Annotated in this window: 27 protein-coding genes and 1 pseudogene; 11 read left to right on the top strand and 17 right to left on the bottom strand. The window is 74.3% G+C overall.

Annotated elements, in window-relative coordinates; all coding sequences use genetic code 11:
• Positions 1 to 31 precede the first annotated feature (31 nt).
• Positions 32 to 598 (bottom strand): GNAT family N-acetyltransferase, encoded by a 567-nt coding sequence (locus IE98_RS0135120; RefSeq protein WP_030275853.1) that lies wholly within the window; start codon positions 596 to 598, stop codon positions 32 to 34.
• Positions 599 to 849: 251 nt separating this feature from the next.
• Between IE98_RS0135120 and IE98_RS0135115 the strand changes: the two genes are divergently transcribed.
• Entirely contained in the window at positions 850 to 2,865 is a 2,016-nt protein-coding gene (locus IE98_RS0135115) for a S53 family peptidase (protein ID WP_052391406.1), read from the top strand.
• Between the two features lie 136 nt (positions 2,866 to 3,001).
• Here the strand turns inward: IE98_RS0135115 and IE98_RS0135110 are convergent, their stop codons facing one another.
• Positions 3,002 to 3,580, bottom strand: coding sequence for a TetR/AcrR family transcriptional regulator (locus tag IE98_RS0135110; protein WP_030275851.1), 579 nt, complete (start codon positions 3,578 to 3,580; stop codon positions 3,002 to 3,004).
• Between the two features lie 90 nt (positions 3,581 to 3,670).
• On the opposite strand from IE98_RS0135110, the gene IE98_RS0135105 reads away from it, so the two are divergent.
• Positions 3,671 to 4,117, top strand: a complete 447-nt coding sequence (locus IE98_RS0135105; protein ID WP_030275850.1) for a DUF1772 domain-containing protein — start codon at positions 3,671 to 3,673, stop codon at positions 4,115 to 4,117.
• A 150-nt stretch (positions 4,118 to 4,267) separates the two neighbouring features.
• Here the strand turns inward: IE98_RS0135105 and IE98_RS52380 are convergent, their stop codons facing one another.
• The 7 genes and pseudogenes from IE98_RS52380 to IE98_RS0135080 form a co-directional block, all read right to left on the bottom strand.
• Entirely contained in the window at positions 4,268 to 4,483 is a 216-nt protein-coding gene (locus tag IE98_RS52380) for a hypothetical protein (RefSeq protein WP_324605831.1), read from the bottom strand.
• A 6-nt stretch (positions 4,484 to 4,489) separates the two neighbouring features.
• A complete protein-coding gene (locus IE98_RS52375) occupies positions 4,490 to 4,738 on the bottom strand; it encodes a transposase family protein (RefSeq protein WP_324605830.1) in 249 nt (82 codons plus the stop codon).
• Between the two features lie 109 nt (positions 4,739 to 4,847).
• Positions 4,848 to 4,916: pseudogene (locus tag IE98_RS52370) on the bottom strand (hypothetical protein); the annotation flags it as partial.
• Between the two features lie 84 nt (positions 4,917 to 5,000).
• A complete protein-coding gene (locus IE98_RS0135095; protein ID WP_030275849.1) occupies positions 5,001 to 5,471 on the bottom strand; it encodes a GNAT family N-acetyltransferase in 471 nt (156 codons plus the stop codon).
• A 285-nt stretch (positions 5,472 to 5,756) separates the two neighbouring features.
• On the bottom strand, positions 5,757 to 6,197 hold the full coding sequence (locus tag IE98_RS0135090) for a VOC family protein (RefSeq protein WP_030275848.1): 441 nt from the start codon (positions 6,195 to 6,197) through the stop codon (positions 5,757 to 5,759).
• Between the two features lie 54 nt (positions 6,198 to 6,251).
• Entirely contained in the window at positions 6,252 to 6,983 is a 732-nt protein-coding gene (locus IE98_RS0135085) for a hypothetical protein (RefSeq protein WP_030275847.1), read from the bottom strand.
• Positions 6,984 to 7,059: 76 nt separating this feature from the next.
• On the bottom strand, positions 7,060 to 7,632 hold the full coding sequence (locus tag IE98_RS0135080) for a TetR/AcrR family transcriptional regulator (protein WP_030275846.1): 573 nt from the start codon (positions 7,630 to 7,632) through the stop codon (positions 7,060 to 7,062).
• Between the two features lie 76 nt (positions 7,633 to 7,708).
• Here IE98_RS0135080 and IE98_RS0135075 point away from each other — a divergent pair, with 76 nt between their 5' ends.
• Positions 7,709 to 8,866: an FAD-dependent monooxygenase gene (locus tag IE98_RS0135075; protein WP_030275845.1), complete on the top strand. Its 1,158-nt coding sequence runs from the start codon at positions 7,709 to 7,711 to the stop codon at positions 8,864 to 8,866.
• Between the two features lie 157 nt (positions 8,867 to 9,023).
• On the opposite strand, the gene IE98_RS43575 is transcribed toward IE98_RS0135075, so the two are convergent.
• Positions 9,024 to 9,659 carry a hypothetical protein gene (locus tag IE98_RS43575; protein ID WP_043175865.1) on the bottom strand — a complete coding sequence of 212 codons (636 nt, stop codon included), beginning with the start codon at positions 9,657 to 9,659 and terminating at the stop codon, positions 9,024 to 9,026.
• A gap of 246 nt (positions 9,660 to 9,905) precedes the next feature.
• On the opposite strand from IE98_RS43575, the gene IE98_RS49685 reads away from it, so the two are divergent.
• A complete protein-coding gene (locus IE98_RS49685) occupies positions 9,906 to 10,058 on the top strand; it encodes a hypothetical protein (protein ID WP_159401162.1) in 153 nt (50 codons plus the stop codon).
• A 110-nt stretch (positions 10,059 to 10,168) separates the two neighbouring features.
• On the opposite strand, the gene IE98_RS0135060 is transcribed toward IE98_RS49685, so the two are convergent.
• Entirely contained in the window at positions 10,169 to 10,567 is a 399-nt protein-coding gene (locus IE98_RS0135060; protein WP_043175864.1) for a hypothetical protein, read from the bottom strand.
• Between the two features lie 153 nt (positions 10,568 to 10,720).
• Here IE98_RS0135060 and IE98_RS0135055 point away from each other — a divergent pair, with 153 nt between their 5' ends.
• From IE98_RS0135055 to IE98_RS0135045, 3 genes are all read left to right on the top strand, one after another.
• Positions 10,721 to 11,464 (top strand): SDR family oxidoreductase, encoded by a 744-nt coding sequence (locus tag IE98_RS0135055; RefSeq protein ID WP_030275843.1) that lies wholly within the window; start codon positions 10,721 to 10,723, stop codon positions 11,462 to 11,464.
• A gap of 221 nt (positions 11,465 to 11,685) precedes the next feature.
• Positions 11,686 to 12,195, top strand: coding sequence for an STAS domain-containing protein (locus tag IE98_RS45385; RefSeq protein ID WP_052391405.1), 510 nt, complete (start codon positions 11,686 to 11,688; stop codon positions 12,193 to 12,195).
• A 612-nt stretch (positions 12,196 to 12,807) separates the two neighbouring features.
• Positions 12,808 to 14,109 (top strand): hypothetical protein, encoded by a 1,302-nt coding sequence (locus tag IE98_RS0135045; RefSeq protein WP_030275841.1) that lies wholly within the window; start codon positions 12,808 to 12,810, stop codon positions 14,107 to 14,109.
• A gap of 126 nt (positions 14,110 to 14,235) precedes the next feature.
• Here the strand turns inward: IE98_RS0135045 and IE98_RS0135040 are convergent, their stop codons facing one another.
• Positions 14,236 to 14,583 carry a hypothetical protein gene (locus tag IE98_RS0135040; protein WP_030275840.1) on the bottom strand — a complete coding sequence of 116 codons (348 nt, stop codon included), beginning with the start codon at positions 14,581 to 14,583 and terminating at the stop codon, positions 14,236 to 14,238.
• 322 nt (positions 14,584 to 14,905) lie between these two features.
• Between IE98_RS0135040 and IE98_RS0135035 the strand changes: the two genes are divergently transcribed.
• The gene (locus tag IE98_RS0135035) at positions 14,906 to 16,345 is read left to right on the top strand and encodes an MFS transporter (protein WP_052391404.1); all 1,440 of its coding nucleotides are present in this window, start codon (positions 14,906 to 14,908) and stop codon (positions 16,343 to 16,345) included.
• A gap of 60 nt (positions 16,346 to 16,405) precedes the next feature.
• Here the strand turns inward: IE98_RS0135035 and IE98_RS0135030 are convergent, their stop codons facing one another.
• Positions 16,406 to 18,253 carry a glycoside hydrolase family 15 protein gene (locus IE98_RS0135030; RefSeq protein ID WP_030275838.1) on the bottom strand — a complete coding sequence of 616 codons (1,848 nt, stop codon included), beginning with the start codon at positions 18,251 to 18,253 and terminating at the stop codon, positions 16,406 to 16,408.
• Positions 18,254 to 18,649: 396 nt separating this feature from the next.
• Between IE98_RS0135030 and IE98_RS0135025 the strand changes: the two genes are divergently transcribed.
• Positions 18,650 to 19,513, top strand: a complete 864-nt coding sequence (locus IE98_RS0135025; RefSeq protein WP_052391403.1) for an MBL fold metallo-hydrolase — start codon at positions 18,650 to 18,652, stop codon at positions 19,511 to 19,513.
• Between the two features lie 16 nt (positions 19,514 to 19,529).
• Here the strand turns inward: IE98_RS0135025 and IE98_RS0135020 are convergent, their stop codons facing one another.
• The 3 genes from IE98_RS0135020 to IE98_RS0135010 form a co-directional block, all read right to left on the bottom strand.
• Complete coding sequence (locus tag IE98_RS0135020; protein WP_030275836.1) at positions 19,530 to 20,783, bottom strand: RNA polymerase sigma factor; 1,254 nt, start codon at positions 20,781 to 20,783, stop codon at positions 19,530 to 19,532.
• Positions 20,780 to 21,133: a YciI family protein gene (locus tag IE98_RS50265; protein WP_030275835.1), complete on the bottom strand. Its 354-nt coding sequence runs from the start codon at positions 21,131 to 21,133 to the stop codon at positions 20,780 to 20,782. Before IE98_RS50265 ends, IE98_RS0135020 begins: the two co-directional genes overlap by 4 nt.
• A 177-nt stretch (positions 21,134 to 21,310) precedes the next feature.
• Positions 21,311 to 21,760: a DUF4240 domain-containing protein gene (locus IE98_RS0135010; protein WP_030275834.1), complete on the bottom strand. Its 450-nt coding sequence runs from the start codon at positions 21,758 to 21,760 to the stop codon at positions 21,311 to 21,313.
• Positions 21,761 to 21,839: 79 nt separating this feature from the next.
• On the opposite strand from IE98_RS0135010, the gene IE98_RS0135005 reads away from it, so the two are divergent.
• Positions 21,840 to 22,982: a hypothetical protein gene (locus tag IE98_RS0135005; protein ID WP_030275833.1), complete on the top strand. Its 1,143-nt coding sequence runs from the start codon at positions 21,840 to 21,842 to the stop codon at positions 22,980 to 22,982.
• A 26-nt stretch (positions 22,983 to 23,008) separates the two neighbouring features.
• Here IE98_RS0135005 and IE98_RS0135000 read toward each other — a convergent pair whose 3' ends face one another.
• Positions 23,009 to 23,413 carry a hypothetical protein gene (locus tag IE98_RS0135000; protein ID WP_030275832.1) on the bottom strand — a complete coding sequence of 135 codons (405 nt, stop codon included), beginning with the start codon at positions 23,411 to 23,413 and terminating at the stop codon, positions 23,009 to 23,011.
• Positions 23,414 to 23,972: 559 nt separating this feature from the next.
• Here IE98_RS0135000 and IE98_RS0134995 point away from each other — a divergent pair.
• Positions 23,973 to 25,257, top strand: a 1,285-nt coding sequence (locus IE98_RS0134995) for an arabinofuranosidase catalytic domain-containing protein (protein ID WP_030275831.1), incomplete at its 3' end; no start/stop codon positions are given.

Genomic DNA, 25,257 nt, shown 5'->3' with positions numbered 1-25,257 from the left:
CGCACCCGGCGGCCCTCCGTCGGGGAGTTCGTCAGGATGCGTCGGACAGGGCCCGGCCGAGGACGAGTTCGTGCTCCCGGGACGACGCGTCGCCCGGGACGGGGACCGAGTGGCCGCTCCGCGCGAAACCGATCTTCCGGTAGAACGCCTCGGCCCGCTCGTTGTCCTGGTGCACGTAGAGACGCACGCGAGAGACCTTGAGCCCGTCGAGCCCGTGGGCGAAGTCGATCGCCGCATCGAACAGGGCCCGGGCGAGACCCGTGCCACGCTGCTCCGGGCGCACGAACACACCCACCAGATGGGCCTGGTCGACGTCGACCGGCGCACCGAAGACGTCCTCCCTGCCCGCCCGTTCGATCAGGACCGTCACCGACCCGTCCCAGCCGCCGTCCGTCCGCTCGGCGACGAACTGCTGGACGACCATGTCGCCGCGGGAGCCGGCCGCGCGCTCCCGCCAGAACTCGTCCGTCCTGGAGACGGCGTTCTCGTACGTCTCCAGGAAGGCGATCCCCGCGACCGGATCCCGCAGCGCCGCCAGACGGAGTTCCCTGACGCGCTGCCAGTCCTCGGCGGTGACGGCTCGTATCACGTGGCTCATGCGCCGATCCTCATCGCGCGCGGAGCACAGGGCAAGCGAGTTTCGGGCCGCGGCTCTCCGTCGCGCCGTCCGGTCGTACCGGGCCGGCAGCCTCCCGGCCACCGGGCGGGTGAAGCCGACGGTGCGTCGCATCCGGGCTGCGCAGGTCCGGGCCGGCACCGGCCTTAGCGTCGGGCTCGTTCGGCGTGGCCGGGAGGACGGACCGCCCGGACACGCGCCCCCGCCACCCCCGACCGGAAGGCTGTCCCTGCATGCGCATCCGCCCGACGTGCTCCAGAACCGGACTGGTCGTCATGGCCGCGCTGCCGCTGCTGGCCGCCACCGCGGCGGGCACGCCCGCGCGGGCCGACACCCCCGCACCGCACGGACGCTCGGCCGTCCCCGGCACGGCACCCGAATGGACCCGCTCCTCCGCCGACCAGGGCCGGGAGCGCGCCGACGCGCCCGTCACCGTGCGGGTCTACCTCGCCGGCCGCGACCAGAAGGGCCTGGACGAGTTCGCCCGCCGGGTCTCCGACCCCGCCTCCGACGAGTACGGCCACTTCCTGACGCCCCAGCAGCTGGCCGAACGCTTCGGCAGCAGCGACGCCCAGAACGAGAAGGTCGGCCGCTGGCTGCACTCCTCCGGCCTGCGCGTCACCTCCACCAACCGCCACTACCTCACCGCCGAGGGCGACGCCGCCGACGCCGAACGGGCCTTCGGCACCGAACTGCACACCTACCGCAAGGGCACCCGCAGCTACCGGGCGCCGGCCGGCGACGTCACCGTGCCCACCGACCTCACCGACGACGTCCTCAGCGTCACCGGACTCAACACCGCCCCCAGCAAGGTCCGCCCCGGCCGCCCCAAGCCGCAGGACACCCTGCCCGGTCCCGGCGGCGCCTTCGTCAACTCCGGCCCGTACTCCGCCTACTTCGGCGCGAATCCGGCCACCGGCACCCCCGCCGCGTACGGCGCCGTCCGGCCGTACGTGATCCAGGGCCTCAACGGCACCCAGCTGCGCACCGCGTACGGCGCCGCCGCCACCGGCCTCACCGGCCGCGGCGCCACGGTCGCCGTCGTCGACGCCTACGACTCGCCGACCATCGGCGACGACGTCACCCGCTACGCCGCCCTGCACGGCGACGCCCTCTACACCAAGGACCAACTGCTCCGCTACGACCCGGCGGTGTGGACGCACACCGCCCCGCCGGACGTTGACCCGGAGGGCTGCGACGCGGCCGGGTGGTACGGCGAGCAGACCCTCGACATCGAGGCCGTGCACGCCGTCGCCCCCGACGCGGACATCTCCTACGTCGGCGCCGCCTCCTGCTACGACCAGGACCTGATCGACGCCCTGGACCGCGTCGTCGACCAGCACCTCGGCGACATCGTCTCCAACTCCTGGGGCGAGCCCGAGAACGCCAGCGACCCCGCCTTCGACCGGGTCTACCAGCACCTGTTCAAGCGCGGCGCCGCCACCGGGATCGGCTTCTACTTCTCCAGCGGCGACGACGGCGACGAGGTCGAGAACACCGGCACCAAGCAGACCGACATGCCGGCCTCGCTGCCCTGGGCCACCGCCGTCGGCGGCACCTCGCTCGCCCTGGAGGCCTCCGACCGGTACCGCTTCGAAACGGGCTGGGGCACCCTGAAGTCCGTCCTCTCCGCCGACGGCACCACCTGGACCGACCTCCCCGGCACCTTCAACGGCGGCGCGGGCGGCGGCACCAGCGCCCGCTTCCCGCAGCCCCGCTACCAGCGCGGCGTCGTCCCGCCGTCGCTATCCGGCGCGAACGGCGGCCGCAACCGGGTCGTCCCCGACATCGCCGCCGTCGCCGACCCCAACACCGGCTTCCTCGTCGGCCAGACCCAGAGCTTCCCCGACGGCAGCGTCCGCTACAGCGAGTACCGCATCGGCGGCACCAGCCTCGCCTGCCCGGTCGTCGCCGCCCTCCAGGCCCTCGCCCAGCAGGCCCAGGGCTCCCCGATCGGCTTCGCCAACCCCTCGATCTACGCCCGCTACGGCAGCGCCGCCTACCACGACGTGGTCGACCACCCCTTCGGCCCGGGCACCGAACTCGCCCAGGTCCGCGTGGACTTCAACAACACCGTCGACGCGAGCGAGGGCACCACCACCTCGCTGCGCACCATGGGCCACGACACCTCGCTGGTCGCCGACCGCGGCTACGACGCCGTCACCGGCGTCGGCACCCCGACCGCCGAGTACCTGACCTCCTACGACTGCCCGCCCGACCGGCGCCCCGGCCGCCACCCCAACGACTGACCCGCGACGCCTGGCACCACCACGCGCAGCACCCCACACGCAGCACCCCCACACGCAGCACCCCCACGGGTCGTCGGCCCGTGGGGGTGCTGTGCGTCCGCGGGGCGCGGCCCGGCGTGACCGTCGGGACGGTGCGTCAGACCACGGCGAGCCGGTCGACCAGCAGCCCGACCCTCCGCTCGGTGTCCTCCGGCAGCAGCCGTCGCGCCCGGGTCAGGGTCGCGAGGCCGTGCAGGGACGCCCAGAACGTCTCGGTGAACAGCCCCGGGTCGACGCCGTCCCCGGCGACCCCGGCCAGGCTCTCCATCAGCGCGGCGAAGGCGTCCTTCAGCGGCTCCGGGGTGTCCTCCTGCGCGTACGCCAGGCCGCCGTCGAGCTGGAACAGGGCGTCGTAGACCGCCGGGTTGCGCTCGGCGAAGTCGAGGTAGGCGCGGGCCATCGCGGCGACCCGCTCGTGCGGGCCGTTCGCGGCCGCCGCCGCGTCCCGCACCGCGACGGCCATCTCGGCGGCACCCTGGAGGGCGACGGCGCCGATGATCTCGCGCTTGCCGCGGAAGTGGCTGTAGAGGACGGGCTGGCTGTACTCGATGCGCTCGGCGAGCCGGCGGGTGGTGACCGCGTCCCAGCCCTGCTGCTCGGCGAGTTCACGGGCCGTGGTCACGATGAGGCGCTCGCGGTCCGCCCGTTCGCGTTCCTTGCGTTGCTGTACCGACATGCTTCGATCCTAGCACTGCTAGACAAGCGAGCGGCAGAAGTACTAGCGTTGCCTCATCGGCTAGCAGCGCTAGATCCCAGGAGGGTCGTCATGCTCGATGCACTCGAGGTCTTCACCACCGTGGTCGTCGGAGTGATGGTGGGGGTGGAGTTCTCCGTCGCCTTCGTCATCAACCGGATCCTCGGCGCCCTCCCCGACGACGCAGGTCAGCTCGGCCGCAGCCACGGCGGCCGGATGCTCGGCGCGGTCATGCCGTTCTGGTACATCGGCTCGGTCGTCCTCTGCGCGGCCTGGGCCGTCGCCGGCCGGTCGCACGAGGGCACCGGCCTGGTCGTCGGCGGCGCCGCGCTGCTGGTCGTCAGCGTGGTCATGTCGCTGCTGGTGCTCGTCCCGATCAACAACCGGAGCAAGACGTGGACCGTCGAGAACCGTCCGGCGGACTGGAGGGAGCAGTCGAACCGCTGGGACCGCTGGCACTACCTGCGCGTCGCCGTCCTCGTCGGCGCCCTCACCCTGCTGGTCGCCGCCCTCGCCTGAGCCCACGAGCCGGTGTCCGCGGGCCGGTGTCCGCGGGCCGGTGTCCGCGGGCCGGTGTCCGCGGGTCGGTGTCCGCGGGCCGGTGTCCGTAACGACTGGGTCCGCGATTGAGGTCTGGGCGTGCTGGCCCGGCGGGTTAGCTGTGGGTGATCAGCAGGCGGTCTGCCGGGCGAGCACCAGGTCGGTGCTCGGCTTGCGGCGGGTTGCTCTGCGCGCAGAGCGGTCCGAGACCAGTGAGGCGATCGCGCGGTAGGTATCGGCGTAGTCCTCGCGTCGGCCGGTGTAGCGCTGGAGCGGCCGCCACTGCCGCAGTTCGGCGTTGGTGTGCTCGATGCAGATCCGATCTGAGGACTGCCGGCGGCGCATCTCCCGCTAGGCGTGCTCGGCGATGCCCTCGGTGCGCATGGCGGTCTGGTCGTGCATTCGGCCGGGCCGGTCCGCGCCCGACCACAGCAGGCGGCCCCGGCCGTCGCTGATGGTGGTGGTCTTGATGGTGTTCCGTTTCCTCTTGCCGGAGACGAAGGCTCGCCGTCCGGGCCGGTTGGCCTTGGGGCGGCGGACCTGGGTCTCGGCACCGTCGATCCGGCGCCGGATCCCCTCGGCCTCGGCGTAGGCGAACACGTCCGCCAGGATGCGCAGTCGGATACCGGGGGTGGTCGGGGACGGCGAAGCCGCGCGCCGCCGGCAGTGGGCGGATCTCGCCGATCGCGCAGGAGATCGTGGAGCGGGCGGTGCCGTACAGCGCGGCGAGCGCGGCGTGCGGGAGCCCGGTGCGCAGGTGGACCAGGGTGACGAGCACCCGGTCGGTGAAGACCAGGTCCTACTTCGGCCCGGCACCGGCCTCACGTTGAGCGAGTCGTCGTTCCGTCCGACGGAGCAGAACTCAGGTCAGGTCAAGTTCACCGACTCGCTGATCACCGCTGGTCTCCCCAGTCGGCCGGAACCCAAGCCCCAGGTAGAAGCCTTCCGGGCCGTTTCCGCCCGGGTGCCAGGTGGTCGTCAGGCGAGTACCGCCGCGGCGCCGGATCTCAGCGGCCACGGACTGCACCGCAAAGCGGCCGTATCCACGCCCTTGTTCTCCGGCTGCGATGTTGAGGCGCCAGAGGCCGGAGCGATAGTCGGCGCCCCGACCGTCACCGGCGAAGTCGATGCCGAAGAATGCCATGAGGAAACCAACGGGCCGGTCGCCGTCAAGGATGAGTCGAGGCCAGGCTGTATCGGGGTGCACATACGCTTCTGCAAGCGACTTCACGACCGGAGCGACCAGGTGCTCCTGGTCTGGACGCACCTTCAGGCCGATCGCGGCGTCGAAGTTGTCGGCGGTGATGTTCTCCAGGTGGAGCATGGTCTTCATGCGGGAACCATAAGCCAGTGGATCAGGCGGATTTCGGCGTCTCAGCAGTCGCTTGCACGGTCCGGCCCCAGACCCCGGCTGAGTCCGGTTGTCGAAGGCCGGGGTCAGCCGCCCTTGATGCCTGGTCGGCGCCCCCGTGAACTGCGGGCTGTCCGGGCTGTGACCGACGCCGAGGGTCGGCTCGACTGGAGTGCTCAGCCCGCCTCGGGAGCGTTCTGTCGCGCTCACCAGAACGCTACCGTCGGCGCTCGGGCCGGTGCCTCCGGGAGCGGGCCGCCCTCGCCCTCAGTTCAGCTGCTCGGCGAGCGCGAGGATGATTCCGCTCGGCCCGCGGAGGTAGCAGAGCAGGTAGCTGTCCTCGAAGCGCGTCACCTCGCCGACGAGTTCGGCGCCGTGCGGGCGGAGGCGGGCAAGGGTGTCCTCCAGGTCGTCGACGGCGAACATGACGCGGTGCAGGCCCAGGGTGTTCGCCGGGGCGATCGCCGGCTCGGGGGTGATCGCCTTCGGGGCGTGGTACGTCGCCAGTTCGAGCCGGCCCGGCGCGCCAGGGATCCGCATCATCGCGATCTCGCTGCGCATGTCGTCGAGCCCGACGACGTTCCCCGCCCAGCGGCCGTCGATCGGCATCCGGCCTTCCAACTCCATGCCGAGTTCGGTGAAGAAGGCGACGGCGGCATCGAGGTCGTCGACGACGATGCCGACGTTGTCCATGCGCTGAATGGTCATGTCCCCAGGATAGGGGCCGGGGCCGACGCCGTCGGGTCGGCGGCGCCGAGTCCGTCACTCCGTCCGGCGGTTGTCGGGGTCGAGGGGCGGGAGGGCGTCGGTGCGGTTGGCGGTCGTCGCCGTCCGGCCGTGAGGCAGGACCGGGGGAGCGGGCTTCGTCCGGGCCTCGCCGGTGCAACGCTCAAGACTCACACGGCACTTGGCGAGCGCCTCCGTCACCGCCGCGCTCTCCTCGCGGTCCGCCGGGTCGAGGAGTTCGCCGGCCGTGACGAGGGCCGCCCAGAACGCCGTGGGTCGACCGCCCCGGGCCCGCGGACCGAGGCGGGCGAGCGACCGGAAGGCGTCTGTCAGCTCGCCCTCGGCCATCCGGCGCGAGAGGCCGAGCGCATGACCGCTCGCCACGCCGCCCATGGCGGCGACCGCGGTCCGCAGGTGTTCCGCGATCGCCGCCGCCCGCCCGTCCAGCTGCTCGTGGACGTCGAACACGCCGAGCATCGAAAGGAGTTCGCCGTACGCCTCCTCCTCGCCAGGGCCGAGCGCGCGCTGCACCTGTGCCGGCTCGCCGTGCAGGCGCCGCCGCAGTTCGGGCTCCGGGATCCCCGCCGCCCGGCCGACGGCCGACGCGGCCTCCCACCAGCAGTGCGTCCGTGCGGCGAGCTCGCCGCAGACCGCGGTCGGCGCGGCCCCCGCCCGCAGCCTCTGCCGGGCAGCCGCGAGCAAGGACGCGTCCGCGTCGGCCGTCCCGCCGTCGGCCGTCCCACTGTCCGTCGTCCCACTGTCCGTCATCCCGCCACCCGCTCCTGTGTCGTCCGACCGTGCGCCACCTTCGCCGGCCGCCCTGGCCGATCCGGCGGTTGCGGCCTCAGCCTTGTCGGGGCGGGCGCAGGGCTGCCGCGACCAGGCCCTCCAAGGCCTCCCGGTGCACCTCGCCGCCACTCACCAGGCCGTCGAAGACGAGTCCGTCGAGGCAGGTCAGCAGGGTGTGGGTGCGGCTCTCGACGTCCACCACGCCGTGGTCGGCGAGGAACCGCCGGACGGCCTCGCGGCCGGCGTTCTCGCGGGGCACGAGGATCTCGCGCAACTCCGGGTCGCGCACGCTCTCGACGGCACAGGCGTGGCGGGCGAGCGAGCGGCGACGGCCCTCGCCGGTGAGCCGCTGGCGGGCGAGCAGCAGCATGCCGTCCACCAGCTCCTCCGCGGAGCGGATCGGCGGCACCTGCTCGGCCGCCGCCTGCAGTTCCGCCTGGTCGAGGTGGACGAGACGGGTGACCAGGCCGGTGAGCAGCGCCGCCCGGGTGCGGAAGTAGGCCGAGGTGGTGCCGGTCGGCAGACCGGCCCGGCGGTCGACCGCGCGGTGGGTCAGGCCGCGCATCCCCTCGTCGGCGAGTACGTCGAGAGCCGCGTCCGCGAGGAGGGTGCGCCGGTCCGTTGCCATGGGGTCCTTTCTACACCTGTAGCGGTTCGGGTAGGGTCACCCTTCTACAGATGTAGAAGAACGGGGGCTGGACATGGTGGGCGGCACAGCGGTCGTCGTCGGCGGAGGCATCGGCGGGCTGGCCGCCGCGATCGGCCTGCACCGCACCGGGTGGGCGGTGAGGGTCGTCGAGCGCGCACCCGTGCTCGACGATGCGGGGGCCGCCGTCTCACTGGCCGCGAACGGCCTGCGCGCCCTGGACGAACTCGGCGTGGGCGGAGCGGTCCGGCAGGCCGCGCGCGGCCAGTACCTCGGCGGCACCCGCACACCGGAGGGCCGCTGGCTGGCCCGGATGGACGGCCGCGCGCTGGAACGGGCGGTGGGCGCGCCGATCACCGGCATCCCGCGCGCCGTCCTGCACCGACTGCTCCGGGAGGCACTGCCCGCCGAGGCCCAGCTGATCGGAGCCGAGGCCGGTCCGGTGCGGCAGGTGGATCCCGGGACGGTCCGGGTCGACCTCGACGGCACCGCCCTGGACGCCGACCTGGTGGTGGCGGCCGACGGCATCCGGAGCACCGTCCGCAGCGGGCTCTTCCCGGACCACCCCGGCCCGGTGCACAGCGGCTCCGCTGTGCTGCGCGCGATCACCGAGCGGCCGGTCGACCTGCGCACCGACTTCGAACTGACCTGGGGCCGGGGCGCCGAGTTCGGCCACATCGCCCTGCGGGACGGCAGGGCCGAATGGCACGCCGTCCTCCCCCTGCCCGCCGGGACGCGCTTCACCGACCCGCTCGCCGAACTGCGCCGACGGTTCCACGACTGGCACCGGCCGATCCCCGACCTGCTCGACGCGACCCGGCCCGAGGCCGTCCTGCACCACGACGTCCACGAGCTGCGCACCCCGCTCCCCGGGTACGCGGTCGGCCGGACCGCCCTGCTCGGCGACGCGGCGCACGCGATGACGCCCAACCTCGGACAGGGCGCCTGCCAGGCGCTGGAAGACGCCGTCACGCTGGCCGCGGCGCTCGCCGCCGCGCCCGACGTCGAGACCGCGCTCGCCCGCTACGACGCCGAACGCAGGCCCCGCAGCCAGGCCGTCGCACGGGCCGCCCGGCAGGCCGGCCGGATGGGCCACCAGCTCTCCCGGCCGCTCGCCGTCGCGCTGCGCAACACCGCGATGCGGTTGACCCCCTCCGCCGCGGCCGTGCGGATGATCCTCCGTCACCACGACTGGCAGCCACCACGGCTCGGCTGACCGCCCCGCCCTGCCGGTCGCTGCGGTGGGCGATCGGGCGGGCGGGCCTGCCGCACCGAACTCCGGGACCACCTCGCGACGGGCCGCCTGCGCGTGGCCGGGCGGTGGGGCCGCTCCGGTGTGACCGGGACGCCACCGCCGCGGAGCTGCGAGGCCTTCAGAACGGCGGGCGCCAGCCGCGTGGCCAGCCGGGTGACTCTCCGGCGGGCGGCAGGACGTCCGGGTACCCGGGGCAGGGCCACTGGCGGCCGAGCCACTCGCACTCCGGCACCGGGCCCTCCGCATCGTCGGCACAGCGGTCCGCCCACTCCCGGCCCACCAGCACCGGCCGGGTCAGTACGCCGCCCGGGGTCTCCTGCACCCGCAGGACGAGGCCGATCGCGTTCACCGCCGGGTTCCCGCGCGGTCCGTAGCTCACACCGGAGCCCTCCGGCCACGGACGCTCGTGCAGCGCGTCCTGCAGCCGAGCGGGCGGACGGCCGGTCAGCTCGCAGCCGTCCAGCGTCACCTGCGGTCCGGCGGCCGCATCGGCCGCCACGCAGAACAGCCGGCCGGGCCCGTCGAAGTACGCGTACACCGCCGGCACCGCCGGCCGGAAGCCGAACCGGAGGCCCAGGATCTCGGGCCAGTACGGCTCCGCCTCGAAGCGGCCCAGCCAGTGGGCGTCCGGCACGGCCGCGGCAACCTCCTCGGCCCGCATGCCGAACCGCAGCGGCCCGACCCCTTCCAGCGGGGGCAGGACCCAGACGGGCCGCCCCGGGTCCTCGGCCGCCCGCCGTCCGTCCGCCGCCATCCGTCACCCTCCTCGGCCGTCCGGCCCGGACCCGGCCCCGGACCGCTCGCTGGCCGGTCGCGGCCCGATCCCTCGGAGCCGCAGCGCGACGACCCTACCGGTCGGCGTCGCCACCCATGCCGGCCCGGCGGGCGGGGGTCCGGTCGGCGACGGGCCGGTACCCGTTCGGTGCGATGCGGGCATGGGACAGCGGTCCGGGGGCAGGCGGTCCGCCGTCCGAGGACGCGATCGACTCCGGAGGTGGCCGTGAACACCGTGATGGTCCTGCTGCTGGCCCCGCTCGTGCTGGCCGCCGTGCTCACGGCGACCGCCCCGGGACGGCAGGCCCGCCACCGGGGCGAGCGGCCGACCGGGCGACCCCGGCAGGGCGGCGTCGCCCGGCACGCCCGGCCGCGCTGACCCCGCTCCGAGGGGCGGTACCGCGGGCCGGGCCGGAGCCGCGGCCGGCGGCGCGGTTCCGCAGCGAGGCGGCCGGGTTCCGGGACGGCGGGCCGCAAGTCCCGGGGGTCTCAGGCCGCGGTCGGCCGCGCCCCGCCCCGCCCGGTCAGGGCGGCGACCGCGTTGGCCACCACGGAGGTCGCCACGAGGCTCCCCACCATCACCATTCCCACGCCGACCAGGTAGAGACCGCTGGCATCGTCCGACCAGTCCAGGTAGGCGGCGACGGTCAGCCCGGCCGTGGTGCCGTTCACCGCAGCCGCCACATGGCGCCGGGTCGCGGCCCAGCACACCGGCGCCAGCAGCGTCAGCACCAGCCCGATCACCTGCCAGGCCTCGTACGGGCCGGAGACCGAGCCGTCCGGGTGCACGTCGCGGTGCTGGTCCCAGCCCAGCCACGCGGCCCAGGCCGCCATGGGGAGCAGGACCAGGAGCAGGAGGGGAGCGTGTCCCCGCAGTGTTCGGCGCATGGCCCGAGCCTCCCGCGCGCGCCGGCCCGGCGACTGAGCACGCGTACTCAACTTCGCCGAGTCGCCTGACGGTCGACGGCCGGTCGGTTGACCTGGAGCGCGCTCCAACGCCTACCGTCGCGGCATGGGAGCTTCGACGAACGGGGTGGACCGGTGAAGGTGCTGGTGACCGGCGGCACGAGCGGACTGGGACACGCGATGGCCTCCGCCCTGGCCGCGGCGGGTGCCCGGGTCGTGCTGACCGGCAGGTCCGCCGAACAGGCGGCAGAAGCGGCCGCTGCGCTGCCCGGTGCGATCGGCATCGGACTCGACGTCCGGGACGAAAGGTCGGTGGCCCGGGCCGTCGGCGAGGCGTGGTCCCGGCTCGACGGCATCGACATGCTGGTGAACAACGCCGGGATCGGCATGCGCACCGTCAACCCGCGCTTCATGACGGAACCGCAGGCCTTCTGGGAGGTGTCCCCGGACGGCTTCCGCGCGGTCGTCGACACCAATCTGACCGGCTACTTCCTGATGGCGCGGGAGACCGTCCCGCGGATGCTGGCGGCCGGCGGCGGACGCATCGTCAACATCGCGGTGAGCGCCTCCACCATGCACCGGGCCGGCTTCGTGCCCTACGGCCCGTCGCGGGCCGGCAGCGAGTCGCTCTCCCGGATCATGGCCGCCGACCTGCTCGGCTCCGGTGTCACCGTCAACCTGCTGCTGCCCGGCGGCCCGATCGCCACCGGAATGCTCCCCCCGGACACCGCCCCGGGGAACCGGACCTTCCTGGACCCGGCCGTGATGGGCCCGCCCATCGTCTGGCTCGCCTCCGAGGCGGCCGCCGGCGTCCACGACGAACGCATCGTCGCGGTCGACTTCGAACAGTGGCTGCACGACCGCGGTGGCGACCGCTGACCGCGGGTCCAGAGCCCCGCGGCGAACCTCCCGCCGAAGCGCTCCGTGACCGGCGGCAACGACAGGTGCACGCGGCGCGTGCCGCACCGCTGGTGCGATCGTCCAACCCGCCGTACCGGCGCCGCAGATGAGAATCCCGCGGGCGCAGGCGTCGGGCCAGGTCGACCGGGTTCGAACAGACCGGTCCGGGCAGGGAGTACCCGAGAGCAGGAGGTGACGCAATGCTCCAGCGCGACGGCCGCAGGGGCGACGAACGCAGAACCTGCGAACGCAACGGCGACGAACGCGGGCACGGCGGCCGAAGACGCGACCGCGGCAGACGCACCGACCGCGGACCCGCCGGTCGGCCCGGCCCGCGCCCGCTCGGCGTCCGCACCCTGGCCGACGGCGTCCTGTCACTGCAACTGGCGGCGGGCGGTGCCTGCACCCTGATGCTGGTCGCCGGCACCCTCGACGACCGCTGCGCCCCGGAGCTGCCGGAGGCCCTGTACTCCGCCGCACGCGCCTGCCCGGGCGGCCTGGCGCTCGACCTGCGGGCCGTCGTGGTCTGCGACGAGGCCGGCGTGGCCGCCCTCGCCCGGGCCGGCGAGTACGCCCGGAGGGCCGGGCATGCGGTGGGCCTGGCCGCGTCCACCCCGGACCTCGACCGGCTGATGGTCCTCACCGACACCCTGCACCTGGTCGCCGACCACCTGTGCGCCGACCGGATCGCGGCACGGGCGACCGTCTGAGCGCCAGCGCCCTGCGCCTCGGCGGCCCGTCGGCCCCGAACCGGCACAGCGGCGTGCCGGGCTCGGGCGTGACGATGCCGCCGACGAGCCCGCCGACCCGGACCGTGCGCCCACCGCGGCGAAGCCTCCAGCAGGCCGCGCCGGCCGGGGCCTCGGCACTGCGTACGCTGTGCCGCCATTCACGGGTCGGCATCAATCCGGGTCGTACCGCTGCCCGCCACGATCACGTCGGTCACGTCGGTCACGAGAAATCATCCTCCGTGCAGATAGGCCTGCGGCCAGCGATTCCGGCCGTCGGGACATTGCGGCCGGCCGGTCGCCGAGAGCGTCGGTGATCCGAGTTCATCCGTCCGTGGAATTCCTCCGGTCCCGGCTCCCGGCGGCGATTTCCAGGACCTTTTCCCGCGGCGGTGGAGGGCGGGCGGGTGGCCCGCCCGGCAGGTCCGCGGCGGGGGTGCCCGCCCGGCGATCCGCCGGAGAAAAGGGAGCCCGATATTCCGGTCGGCGGTGCAGGACCCGGCCGGTTGTGCGATTTGCGTCGGCGGCGCCGGCCTGGTTTGAATAACCCACGTCAACAGTTCGAAAAACGAACTGTCGTGCAAGGGGGATGTTTTGACGGTTCTGCACAAGAACACCCTGGCCGCGGTCATGGCCACCGCGCTGGTGGCCGGTTCGATCCTCGTGACGGGGATCAATGCCGCGCAGGCCAAGGACGGCGACGGGGACGCGCCGGACACGGACTCCGCGATCCTTTCGCTCGCCGCGAAGGCCGAACCGCTGAGCGCGGTCGCGGACGCCCTCGGCGAGCAGGGTCGCAAGGCCTACGCCGACAGCTACGGCAACCTGTTTGTGGACGAGGACGGCGGAAAGGTCACCCTGTACGTGACCGACCCCCAGCAGGGACAGCAGCTGATCGCCGCGGCCAAGGCCGCCCACCCGGCCATCGACACCGGGCTGATCAAGGTCGCGTCGGCCAAGTACACGATGAAGGACCTGGACGCCCAGGCCGACCGGCTCCTCGGAGCCGACGACGCCACCACCGGCCTGACCGCCGAGCCCGAGGTGCTCTCCGTCTCGGTCAACCCGGACAACTCGGGCCTCACCGTGTCCAGCAGGAAGGGCAAGCTCGACGCCGTCCGGACGAAGGTCGCCGCCGGCATCACCGGCACCGCGGGCGCGCCCGTCACCGTCGTCGAGGGCGACCCGGTCGAGGCCACGTCCTGGCGGTGGAACGACAGCGCCCCGTTCATCGGCGGCGACGTGCTGATCGGCTCCAGCCACACGAGCGGCGCGCGTACCCAGTGCACCGCCGGCATGGCCCTGGAGAACGGCGTGGGCGAGGACTACCTGATCACCGCCGCCCACTGCTTCCGCAACGCCACCGACGTCTACGGTGAGGGCGACTCCGAGGGCGACTTCGGCTTCGCCCTCGGCCACAAGGTCGGACGGGTCGTCAACACCAACCCCTACTGGGACGCCCAGGCGATCCTGACCAGCGGCCGCAACGGCGCCGGCACCAACTCCGACGAGGCCGACAAGCCCAAGGGCAAGTGGTACCGCGTCAAGGGCGCCTCCTACTCCTACAACGGCCAGTCGGTCTGCCAGGACGGCGCGCGCTCCTACTACAAGGGCCACGGCGTCCCCTGCGGCATCAAGGTCCAGGACTCGGACTACCGCTACCGCTTCCAGTGGTCGGACGGCTCCTGGCACAACGTCCGCGGCGTCAAGGGCCACCACACCAGCTGGGCCGGCATGCAGGGCGACTCCGGCGCCCTGGTCTTCAGCATCACCAACCGGACGGACCGCCGCGCCCGCGGCATCGTCTCCGCCGGCGGCGGGAACACCGACATCTACTGGACCGAAGCCCCGGACATCATCAACGCCCTCGGCATCGACCTGAACCCGCACACCTGACCGAACCGCCCGCCGGGGGTGCCGCACACGGTGCACCCCCGGCGGGCGAGGGTGCCGGTGGACGTCCGCAGCGCACTGCCGCGGCCGGCGCACCGCACCCGGCGCCGCGTGCGTCACCGCCGCGGATCAGGCACCGCTCCGGCCGATGCCGCCGAGCCGGGGCAGCTCGTCCTCGAAGTCGCAGGCGGCAACGGCCCGGCACCCCCGCGCCCACGCGGCCGCGAGGACGCGCGAGACGGCGTCCACGGCGGCCGCGCGGGGCCCCTCGGCCTCGATCTTGAGCGGCCAGCCGAGGAAGTCCGCGGCGCGCCCGGCACCGGGGTTGCGCAGGACCTCGAACTCCACGCCACCACTGCGGACGAGGTGCCCGTCCGGCACCGCCCCGAGGGCGGCGGCGACGAGCCCGGCCGCACCGGGGCGGTCGACGCCGCTCAGGTAGAGGGCGCAGTACTCGTCCTGCCCGGTGTCCGCCATCGCCGCCCGCCCCCGCCTCTCGCGCGGCCCGGGCACGTAACGCCCGGGCCGGTGGTCCGTCCCGCCCGGCAGCGTACGGCAGCGCGGGCCACCACCCCGGAGCCGGTGCGGCGCACGGGCCGCACGCCTCCTCGACGGTCCCGGGCGAGGGTCCGCCACGCCGCCGGCCGCCGGGCTCGTACGCGTCCTGCCGCGTGTCCGAGGTCGTGCCGGGTGGGTGTTCGTGCGACGGTCGTGGTGGCCGCTGCGCCGTGCCGCCTCCGGAGGGCGGGTCGGCGTGGCTGCGGCTCTGGGTGTCGGACGCGGACAGGCGGGTGACGGCATGGCGGGAACGGCAGCAGCGGGGGCCGCGGGAAGTGCGGCGGGGGCGCGCCGCGTCCTGGCCCCGCTGGCGTTGGCGCAGTTCATCTGCAGCTTCGCCGGCTCCAACATGAACGTGATGATCAACGACATCAGCGAGGACCTGGACACCACCGTGCAGGGCGTCCAGGTGGCGATCACGATCTTCCTGCTGGTGATGGCCGCGCTGATGATCCCGGGCGGCAAGCTGACCGACAAGTGGGGCCGCAAGCGCTGCCTGATCGCGGGGCTCGTGGTCTACGGCATCGGGGCGGTGCTCAGCGCGGCCGCGCCGGGGCTGGGCGTGCTGATCCTCGGGAACTCGATCCTGGAGGGCGTCGGCACGGCGCTGCTGATCCCGCCGGTCTACATCCTGACGACGCTGCTGTTCACCGACACGGCGTCCCGGGCGCGCGCCTTCGGCGCGATCATGGCGATGGGCGGGATCGGGGCGGCCGCCGGTCCGCTGATCGGCGGGCTGATCACCAGCGCGATCAGCTGGCGGGCCGCGTTCGTCTTCCAGGCCCTGGTGATCGTGGTGATCGTGGTGCTCAGCCGCGGGCTCGACGACCCGCTGCCACCCGACCCCACCCGGCCATTCGACACGGTCGGCGCCGTGCTGTCGGCCGGCGGCCTGGTGCTGCTGGTGACCGGCATCCTGGCCGTGGACAACAACGGCTGGCTCGCGCTGGGCCTGCTGCTCGCCGGCGCGCTGGTACTGGCCGGCTTCTTCGCCTGGGTGCGCGGCCGGGAACGCGCCGGCCGCGAGGCGCTGCTGTCGACGGAGCTGTTCCGCAACCGCACCTCGAACCTGGGCCTGGTCACCCAGAACACCCAGTGGCTGATGCTGATGGGCGTCTCCTTCACCGTCGCCGCCTACCTGCAGGTCGTCCGCGGCTACGACGCGATCCAGACCGGCGTCATCTTCACCGCCGCGACCCTCGGCATCCTCGCCTCCTCGCTGGCCGCCGAGAAGCTGGCCCGGCGCCGCCCGCAGCGCACCCTGATCATGGCCGGGTTCGTCGTCACGATCGCCGGCATCGCCGTGCTCCTCGCCCTGGTCGCCGGATCGCCGAGCCCGTGGGCGTTCGCCCCCGGCCTGCTGCTGATCGGCCTCGGCCTGGGCGTGATGCTCACCCCCTCCGTCAACGTCGTCCAGTCCTGCTTCCCGGAGTCGCAGCAGGGCGAGATCTCCGGCCTGTCGCGGAGCATCTCCAACCTCGGCTCCTCGCTCGGCACGGCCGTCGCCGGCACGATCCTGGTGTCGGGGCTCAGCAAGGGCGCGTACGCGGCCGCGATGGCCGCGCTCGGTGTCGTCGGCCTCGGCGGGCTGGCGGCCGCCGCACTGCTCCCGCGCGTCCAGCGGCCCGCGGCCGACCGCGCCGGGACGGGAGCACCCCCGGGCGCCCCCCAGCAGCGGTGAGCCGCCCCGCACGACACACCGCCGGCCGCCCCGGGAGAGCCCGGAGCGGCCGGCGGTGTGTCAGCCGGTCCGGCGCTCGGCGCGGTCGAGCTCCTCGTCCAGAGCGAGGGCCGCGTCGATCAGGGCCAGGTGGGTGAACGCCTGCGGGAAGTTGCCCAGCTGCTCGCCGGAGGGGCCGATCTCCTCGGCGAACAGGCCGACGTGGTTGGCGTAGGTGAGCATCTTGTCGAAGGCGTACCGGGCCTGGTCGAGCCGCCCGGCCCGGGCGAGTGCCTCCACGTACAGGAAGGTGCACAGGTTGAAGGTGCCCTCGGAGCCGCGCAGGCCGTCCGGCGAGGCGGCGGGGTCGTACCGGTAGACCAGGCTGTCACTGACGAGTTCGCTGTCCATGGCGTCCAGGGTGGTGAGCCACTCCGGGTCCTTCGGGGAGAGGAACCCGACCTTCGGCATGAGGAGCAGGGACGCGTCGAGGACATCGGTGTCGAAGTGCTGGACGAAGGCGCTGCGCTTCTCGCTCCACCCGCGGTCCACGATCTGCCGGAACACCGCGTCGCGTTCGGCCCGCCAGCGGGGGATGTCGCCGGGGCGGGAGTGCGCGGTGGCCAGCCGGATCGCCCGGTCGAAGGCGACCCACGTCATCAGACGGCTGTAGGTGAAGTTCTGGCGGCCACCGCGGGTCTCCCAGATGCCCTCGTCGGGCCGGTCCCAGTTCTCGGCGAGCCAGTCCACGACGCCGGCGAACGCGCGCCAGCCGCGGATCGCGCCGGTGTCCACGGCCTGGGCGAGGGCGTACGCGGCCTCGCCGTAGATGTCGAGCTGGATCTGGTCGGCCGCGGCATTGCCGGCCCGCACCGGCGCGGACTGCCGGTAGCCCTCCAGGTGCTCCAGCACCTCCTCGGTGAGGTGCGGCTCGCCGTCCACCCGGTACATGATCTGCAACGGCTCGCCCGAGGCCGTCCCGCCGGCGTCCAGCCGGTCCCGCAGCCAGCGGCGGAAGGCGTTCGCCTCCGTGACGAAGCCGAGGTCGATCAGCGCCCGGACGGACAGCGAGGCGTCGCGCACCCAGGTGTAGCGGTAGTCCCAGTTCCGCTCCCCGCCGATCTGCTCGGGCAGGCCCATGGTGGCGGCGGCGATCGGCGCGCCGGTGGGGGCGTACGTCAGGAGCTTGAGGGTGATCGCCGAACGGGTCACCATCTCGTGCCAGCGGCCGCGGTAGCGGCAGGACCGCAGCCAGTGCAGCCAGAACTTGGTGCACGCCTCGAACTCGGCGGTGATCCTCTCGCCGGTGGGAGCCGGACCGCCCGGCCGGCCGCTGAGCGTGCCCGGCTCGCCCGACTCGCTGGTGAGCACCACGGCGGCGCGCTCCCCGGCGCGCAGCGTGAACCGGGCGGACACGTCGGTGCCGTCGGGGTGCAGCGCGATCGGCGCGGTCGCCTGCAGGTGCAGGTCCGTGCCGGGGCCGCTGAACAGCACCGACCCGTCGTCGAGCCGGGTCAGTCCGTGCGGCGCCCGGCCGTAGTCGAAACGCGGCCGGCACAGCAGCTCGAAGGGCAGCGTGCCGCGCACCACCCGCGCCGCCCGGATCAGCCGGTGCCGGGACGACGGCGTCGACGAGGGATCGGGCGGCATGAAGTCGACGACCTCGCCGACCCCGCCGGGCGCCATGAACCGGGTGATCAGGACGGCCGTGTCCGGCAGGTACAGCTGCCGGACGGTCGCCTCGTCGCCGACGTCGGCGGCCAGCCGGCAGAAGCCGCCGCGGTCACTGTCGAGCAGCGAGGCGAACACGCTGGGGGAGTCGAACCGGGGGGTGCACCACCAGTCGACGGTGCCGTCGGCGGCGATCAGCGCCGCCGTCTGCAGATCGCCGACGATGCCGTGGTCCGCAATCGGGGGGTAGTCGTTCACAACGCCTCCTCGGCCCTCCGCGTCGGCCGGAGCCGGTGGCGGCCCCGAACCGCGCCGCAACCGTCCCGGGTCGGCACCGCGCCACCGGAAGGCGCGCGCGTCGACCGCACCGCCCGTCCGGGGGCCCGATGCCGGACGGACGTCCGCCACGACCGGCTCGGGGCCATCGACCGGATCTGCCCATCATTGCGGCGGCGCACGCGCTCGGCCACTTCGCACGGGCCCGGCGCCGGTGCTGCACGGCAGGCACCGCAGGGCTGCCGCCCACTTGCTACCCGCTGGTACGCTGCCGCGCGGAACCGACGCCCGCACCGTCCGTGCACCACGGGACCGGACACGACGGCGGCGGAGGTCCGGTCACGACGCCCGCCTGCGTCCGAGCGGCCTGGAGGCCCGATGCGCGTGCACCACCTGGACTGCGCCACCATGTGCCCCTTCGGCGGCCGGCTGCTGCTCGGCAGCGGCGGCCCCCTGGTCGGCAGGCTCTCCGCGCACTGCCTGCTGATCGAGGGCCCGACCGGGCTGATCCTCGTCGACACCGGCTTCGGCACCGCCGACGTCGCCGACCCGCGCAGGCTCGGACGGCAGTTCCTCACGATGGTCCGGCCGCGCCTCGACCCCGTACGCACCGCACTGCACCAGGTCCGCGCCCTCGGCCACGAACCCGCCGACGTCCGCGACATCGTGCTGACCCACCTCGACCTCGACCACGCCGGCGGGATCAGTGACTTCCCGAACGCGCGGATCCACGTCCTCGACGAGGAACTCCGCGCCGCCCGCGCCCGCGCCACCCGCGGCGAACGCGACCGCTACCGCCCCGCCCAGTGGTCCCACCGGCCGAAGTGGGTGGAACACCCGCGCAGCGCCGCCACCGAGGACTGGTACGGCCTGCGGGCCCTGCCGATCATGCCGGACGAGACCCCCGACCTGCTGCTGGTGCCGCTGCCCGGCCACTCCCGCGGCCACAGCGGCGTCGCCGTCCGCACCGCCGACCGCTGGCTGCTGCACTGCGGCGACGCCTACTTCTCGCACACCGACGTCGCCCCCGGGCCCGTGCGCCGCCCGCCCGGCCTGACCGCCTTCCAGCGCCTGGTGGCCTTCGACGACCGTGCCCGCCGCGACACCCTGGAACGCCTCCGCGAGCTGCGCCGCAGCCACGCCGACGAAGTCCGACCCGTCTGCGCCCACGACCCGTTCGACCTGGCGACGGCCCCGCAGCCAGACCCGAGGCCGCACCAGCAGCCCGAGCCGCGGGCCTGACCGCCGGGCCGGCCGGTCAGGGGCCCGCGAGCTCCGCGAGCCGGCGGGCCAGCGTGGCGCTCTCGGGCTCGTTGCCGACGAGGTCGAGCGCGGCCCGGTAGGCCGCGGCCGCCTCCGCCGCGCGGCCGAGCCGGCGCAGCAGGTCGGCCCGGGACGCGGGCAGCAGGTGGTAGCCGCGCAGCTCCTCCGCCCCGGCGAGTCCGTCCAGCAGCGCGAGACCCGCAGCCGGACCGTCCCGCATCGCGACGGCCATGGCCCGGTTCAGCGCCACCAGCGGGGAGCGCTCGATCCCCAGCAGCACGTCGTAGAGCGCGACGATCTGCGGCCAGTCGGTGCCCGCGACGTCGGCCGCCTCGTCGTGCAGCGCCGCGATCGCCGCCTGCACCGCGTACGGCCCCACGCCCGGGCCGGTCAGCGCCGGGACGAGGAGCCGCTGTCCCTCGGCCACCAGGTCGGCGTCCCACAGCGAGCGGTCCTGGTCCTCCAGCAGGACCTGCCGCCCCGCGGCGTCCGTCCGCGCCGCGCGCCGCGCATCGGTGAGCAGCAGCAGCGCCAGCAGCCCCGCCACCTCGCGTTCCGCCGGCAGCAGCCGGTGCAGGATCCGGGCGAGCCGGACAGCCTCGTCCGCCAGGTCGGGCCTCAGCAGGTCCTCGCCGGAGCTGGCCGCGTACCCCTCGGTGAAGACCAGGTACACCGCCCGGAGCACCGTCGGCAGCCGCCCGGGCAGCTCCTCCGGCCCCGGCACGCGGAACGGGATCCGCGCACTGCGGATCTTCCGCTTCGCCCGCACGATCCGCTGCGCCATCGTCGCGGTCGGGACCAGGAAGGCCCGGGCGACCTCCGGCGTGGTCAGGCCCGCGAGGAAGCGGAGCACCAGCGCGGTCTGCGCCTCCGGCGACAGCGCCGGGTGGCAGCAGGTGAAGAACAGCTGCAGCCGCTCGTCGGGGACGTCGCCGAAGCCGGGTTCGGGCAGGACGACGGCGGCCGCCCGGTCGCTCTCCAACTGGAGCAGGGCCAGCCGCTCCGCGAACGCGCGGTCCCGCCGGATCCGGTCGACGGCCTTGTGCCGTGCCGCGGTCAGCAGCCACGCCAGTGGCTTGTCCGGCACGCCGTCGACCGGCCAGCGCTCCAGCGCGGCCGCGACCGCCTCGGAGGCGGTCTCCTCGGCCAGGTCCAGGTCACCGAACCGGGCGGCGAGCAGGGCGAGCAGCCGGCTCCGGTCCTCGCGGAACACCGCCTCGACGGAGCGGGCCGCCCGCAGCTCGTTCACGACCGGTCCGGCTCCCAGACGGTGCGGACCTCGACCGTGCCGTACTTCGCCCCGGGACAGCGGGCGGCCCAGTCGAGCGCGGCGTCCAGGTCCGGCACGTCGAGCAGGTAGTACCCGCCGACGATCTCCCGGGTCTCGGCGAACGGCCCGTCCGTCACCACCCGCTCGCCGTTCGGGCGGACCCGTACGGTGGTCGCGTCGGAGAGTTCCAGGGCATTGCCGTCGAGCCTGACCCCGGCCTCGGTCACGGCCTTCTCGAACGCCATGAACTCCTCCACGGTCGGCCCCCCGGCCGGCCGCTCGTCGGTGGAGTCGGGCGCGGGGGTGTTGATCAGCAACAGGTACTTCACGGTGCAGCTCCTCGTGCATCGGACGGTCGTGCAGGTATGACGAACGGGCCGCGGCGCAATCGACAGGGCGCCGGAAAATCCTGCCGCGGATTCCCCGCCGTCCGGGCTCGGCCGCGCCGGAGCGGGCCCGCGGACACCCGGAAGCCACTCGTGCAGCGGTGGATCACGGACGGGTGGTCACCGCCCCGGGGCCGCCGGCGGCCGGTCCTCCCACCCCGCGCGGTGGGAGGACGACTCGTAGCTGTAGCGGGTCGACCGGTCCCACTCGCGGCCGGTCAGGGCCCGGTACACGCGGTCCGGAACGTACAGCAGCGGTTCGGCCCAGAGGTGGCCGTCGGAGTAGGGGGCGAACCGGCGCGGATCGCGCAGCACCGCCTCGTACTCGGCCCGGCCGGCGGCGACGACGGCCGCGCGGGTGTACAGGAAGGCGTCCCCCGGGAGCCGGAGGCCGTACTCGCGGCGGTCGAGCCGGTACAGCACCTCGGAGAGCCGCTCGGCGAAGCCGACGACCTCGGTGAGGGAGCGGTGCGCCAGCCGGGCCCGCAGGGCGGCGAGCCCGTGCGCATCGGGATCGGGCCCGCCCGGCCTGCACACGTCGAGGAGCTGCCAGAAGGTGTCTTCGTCCACACCCGACAGCCTGGCGGACGGCTCTGACAGCCCGTCGGCGGCCGCTGGTACCGTCCTCGTGATCGTCGGAGGGGGAGCCATGACCGGCAGGACGGACATCGCGGCGCTGACCGAGCGGCTGGCGGGCACCGCGTGGGACGACACGGCCGACGCCGTGGCGATGCGGGCCGTCGTCGAGGGGATCGGGTGCGGCCGGACGGAGACCCCGGACGGCCCGCTCGCGGCTGGCGGCGCACGGATCGACCGGATCGCCGACGCACCCTGGGACCGCGGCGCGGACTTCGCCGACCTCGCACTCCCCGTCCTCCGTGCGGACGGCACCGCCCCCGGCCACGCCGGGGCGTTCCGGCGTGCCGCCGATGCGGTCGAGGGCGTCCTCGGAGAGCCCGTAGGAGCGGGCTCCTACGGCACGGCGGACCCGTACTGGCGGCCGGGCGCCCGGCGGTGCGACTGGGGTGCGCCGTACCTGCGGTGGGAGTGCACGGCCAGCGACGGCACGGTGCTGGAGCTGACCGCCGGAACGGACGGACCGGAACTCCTGCTCCGCTCCGCGTCCCGGCTGTCCTCGATGACCCGTCACTGGCGCTACGACGGACACCTCCTGACCGGCTTCACCGGGACGAGCGAGGAGGACGAGGAGGACGCCGACGAGTACGGCACCGGCACCCGGCCGTACATCGACGAGGCCGGCGACTGGGACGACCTGCGCAGCGCCCTGGCGGAGTTCCTCGCCGTGCTGCCGGCCGAACTGCACGCGCTCGGCACCTCGTTCGCCCTGCCGCTCTACGGCTTCCTCGAAGGCCCGCAGCGGACGGCCCCGCTCCTCTTCGACCTGGTCTGCGACGGCAGCGGGCTCTTCGTCGGCTACCACGAACCGGCCGCCGCCGCGCAGGCCCGCGGCGCTGCGGCGGCCGCACTCGGCTGGACCCCGGCCGACCTGCTGCCGGCCGGCGCCCCGCCCGCCGTGCGCGGCCGGCGGCTGCCCTGGCGGACCGACCTCGCCGCGTACGGCCGGGGCCGGGCGGAGGTGCCCCCGGCGCCGTGGCGGATCGACGCCGGGGGCCCGGGCAAGGTGCGGGCCGCACAGGTCGCCGACCTGCTCGTCGGCACGGCCCGGGCCGCGGGCGTGGGCACCGCCCTGAACATGGTCCTCGGCGTCGAGGGCGAGCGGCACCCGGACTTCGACCTGGCCTTCCCCGGCCTGCGGCTGCGGGCCCGCTGACCGGCGGGCCCGCCCGGGGGAGTGCGCTACGCGCGGGCCCCGGCGCGGCCGGGCAGCCGGGTGGAGAGCACCTGGCCCAGGTCCAGCAGGCTCAGGCCGAACATCAGGATGCCCAGCGGGACGTGGACCGCCGGTACGTGTGCGATGCCCAGCACCACCTGGACGGAGGCGAGCACCAGGAAGACCGAGGCGTGCAGGATGCGGCGGGGCGGGCCACCGCCGGGCCGCCACGCCAGGACGGCGGCGAGCACGTACAGCATCGACGCGCCGTACATCACGCGCGCCCCGACACCGTGCACCGCCTCGCTCCCCGGCGAGGACAGCAGCAGCCCGGCGGTGACCGCCTGGAAGAAGATCGCCGCGGTCTGCAGGCCGATCGCCAGCTGCAGGAACCCGGTGCCGCGCCGCTCCGACGCCGTCCGTCCGTCCATGGTGTCCGTCCCCTCGTCCGCCTCGCGGCGGGTCGCTCGGTTGCGTGCCGGTAGGCGGACGACGCAGGCGGGCGGAACGTGACGCGGGCCGTTGGAGCGGTCGGACGGACCGCGCGGCGGCGGGCGGGGGTGCGTGACGGGCGGAGGCCGCCGGCCGTGCACGCGGGGCGGTTATTTCCATCGATGGAATATCGCCGGTCGCAGCATCGCGCCGACGTGGCGCCATGTCAACTCCCTTTCTCGGAGCGGATCGAGCCGCCCCCGCCGGATGACTCGGCGAAAGTTTCGAGTTCTTCTGATGTGACCAGCGGATTTGATGGTCCATCACAATTTCCATCGTTGGAGACCTTCCCCGGGCGGCTCGCTTCTCCTACCGTCTGGGCAGGCTCGCCGCCCCCGTGCGGAGAGGAGGGCCCCTCCCGGCCGAGCCGTACCGCTCGCAGATCCACCCCCACCACAGTGTCAGGAGCACCTCATACGCGACTTGAGGCCGGCCGCCCCACGGGCCGTCCCCGCCGCTCGCGGCACCCTCCGCCACGCGAGGGTCCTGGTGGCCGCCGTGGCCGCATTCGGACTCGCCCTCGCCGGCCTGCTCGGCCTGCCGGGCCAGTCCCACGCCGCCGGCTCGCTGCCCTGCGACATCTACGCCGCCGCCGGCACAGCCTGCGTCGCCGCGCACAGCACCGTGCGCGCCCTCACGGGTTCCTACAACGGCCCCCTCTACCAGGTCACCCGCGCCTCGGACGGCGCCCGTGCCGACATCGGACTGCTGAGCCCCGGCGGCTACGCCAACGCCGCCCAGCAGGACGCCTTCTGCGGCGGCAGCACCTGCCGCATCAGCAAGGTCTACGACCAGACGGCACGTCACAACGACCTCCTGCCCGGCCCGGCCGGCACCGCCGGCATGGGCGCCGACCGCGGCGCCGACGCGAGCGAGATCGCGGTCACGGCCGGCGGCCACAAGGTCTACGGCATCTGGATCTCGCCGGGCGTCGGCTACCGCTACACCGGCCGGGCCTCCGGCGTCGCCGTCGACGGCCAGCCCGAGGGCGTCTACATGGTCGCCAGCGGCACCCACGTCGGCGCCGACTGCTGCTTCGACTACGGCAACGCCGAGTCCACCCCGGCCGACACCGGCAACGGCCACATGGACGCCGTCTCCATCGCCACCACCTGCTACTTCCCGCCGTGCAGCGGCTCCGGCCCGTGGATCGAGGCCGACCTCGAGAACGGCATGTTCCAGGGCGACAACGGCTCCGACACCGCGAACCGCGGCAACAACACCCCGTACGTGACCGCCGTCCTCAAGAACGACGGCCAGCGCACCTACGCCCTCAAGGGCGGCAACGGGCAGACCGGCGCGCTGACCACCTGGTGGAACGGCTCGCTGCCCACCCGCGGCGGCTACCTGCCCATGCACCAGGAGGGCGGCATCATCCTGGGCACCGGCGGTGACAACAGCAACTGGAACAAGGGCACCTTCTTCGAGGGCGCGATGGTCGCCGGCTACCCGACCGACGCCGCCGAGAACGCCGTCCAGGCCAACGTCGTCTCGGTCGGCTACACCGGCCAGACCAACGTGCCCAACGGCCCGCAGGGCACCATCGGCGGACCGGGCGGCAAGTGCGTCGACGTCGGCGCCGACGACACCGGCGTCAACGGCACCGGCGTCCAGCTGTGGGACTGCCAGTCCTGGGCCGAGGACCAGCACTGGACGCACGACGCCGACGGCTCGCTCGGCACCATCGGCCGGTGCCTGGACGTCAACGGCAACGGGACGGCGAACGGCACGCAGGTCGAGCTGTGGGACTGCAACGGGGTCGGCGGCCAGAAGTGGGTGCAGC

Source organism: Streptomyces sp. NRRL B-24484 (genome assembly GCF_000717715.1).
GTDB lineage: Bacteria > Actinomycetota > Actinomycetes > Streptomycetales > Streptomycetaceae > Kitasatospora.
The sequence above is the reverse complement of the archived record's forward strand: the minus strand, read 5'-3'. Positions and strand labels throughout refer to the sequence as shown.

Bases quoted from the DNA above. Each gene is read 5' to 3' on its own strand.
- IE98_RS0135120 (WP_030275853.1), bottom strand. From the start codon at position 598: ATGAGCCACGTGATACGAGCCGTCACCGCCGAGGACTGGCAGCGCGTC.
- IE98_RS0135115 (WP_052391406.1), top strand. From the start codon at position 850: ATGCGCATCCGCCCGACGTGCTCCAGAACCGGACTGGTCGTCATGGCC.
- IE98_RS0135110 (WP_030275851.1), bottom strand. From the start codon at position 3,580: ATGTCGGTACAGCAACGCAAGGAACGCGAACGGGCGGACCGCGAGCGC.
- IE98_RS0135105 (WP_030275850.1), top strand. From the start codon at position 3,671: ATGCTCGATGCACTCGAGGTCTTCACCACCGTGGTCGTCGGAGTGATG.
- IE98_RS52380 (WP_324605831.1), bottom strand. From the start codon at position 4,483: ATGCGCCGCCGGCAGTCCTCAGATCGGATCTGCATCGAGCACACCAAC.
- IE98_RS0135095 (WP_030275849.1), bottom strand. From the start codon at position 5,471: ATGAAGACCATGCTCCACCTGGAGAACATCACCGCCGACAACTTCGAC.
- IE98_RS0135090 (WP_030275848.1), bottom strand. From the start codon at position 6,197: ATGACCATTCAGCGCATGGACAACGTCGGCATCGTCGTCGACGACCTC.
- IE98_RS0135085 (WP_030275847.1), bottom strand. From the start codon at position 6,983: ATGACGGACAGTGGGACGACGGACAGTGGGACGGCCGACGGCGGGACG.
- IE98_RS0135080 (WP_030275846.1), bottom strand. From the start codon at position 7,632: ATGGCAACGGACCGGCGCACCCTCCTCGCGGACGCGGCTCTCGACGTA.
- IE98_RS43575 (WP_043175865.1), bottom strand. From the start codon at position 9,659: ATGGCGGCGGACGGACGGCGGGCGGCCGAGGACCCGGGGCGGCCCGTC.
- IE98_RS0135060 (WP_043175864.1), bottom strand. From the start codon at position 10,567: ATGCGCCGAACACTGCGGGGACACGCTCCCCTCCTGCTCCTGGTCCTG.
- IE98_RS45385 (WP_052391405.1), top strand. From the start codon at position 11,686: ATGCTCCAGCGCGACGGCCGCAGGGGCGACGAACGCAGAACCTGCGAA.
- IE98_RS0135040 (WP_030275840.1), bottom strand. From the start codon at position 14,583: ATGGCGGACACCGGGCAGGACGAGTACTGCGCCCTCTACCTGAGCGGC.
- IE98_RS0135035 (WP_052391404.1), top strand. From the start codon at position 14,906: ATGGCGGGAACGGCAGCAGCGGGGGCCGCGGGAAGTGCGGCGGGGGCG.
- IE98_RS0135025 (WP_052391403.1), top strand. From the start codon at position 18,650: ATGCGCGTGCACCACCTGGACTGCGCCACCATGTGCCCCTTCGGCGGC.
- IE98_RS0135005 (WP_030275833.1), top strand. From the start codon at position 21,840: ATGACCGGCAGGACGGACATCGCGGCGCTGACCGAGCGGCTGGCGGGC.
- IE98_RS0135000 (WP_030275832.1), bottom strand. From the start codon at position 23,413: ATGGACGGACGGACGGCGTCGGAGCGGCGCGGCACCGGGTTCCTGCAG.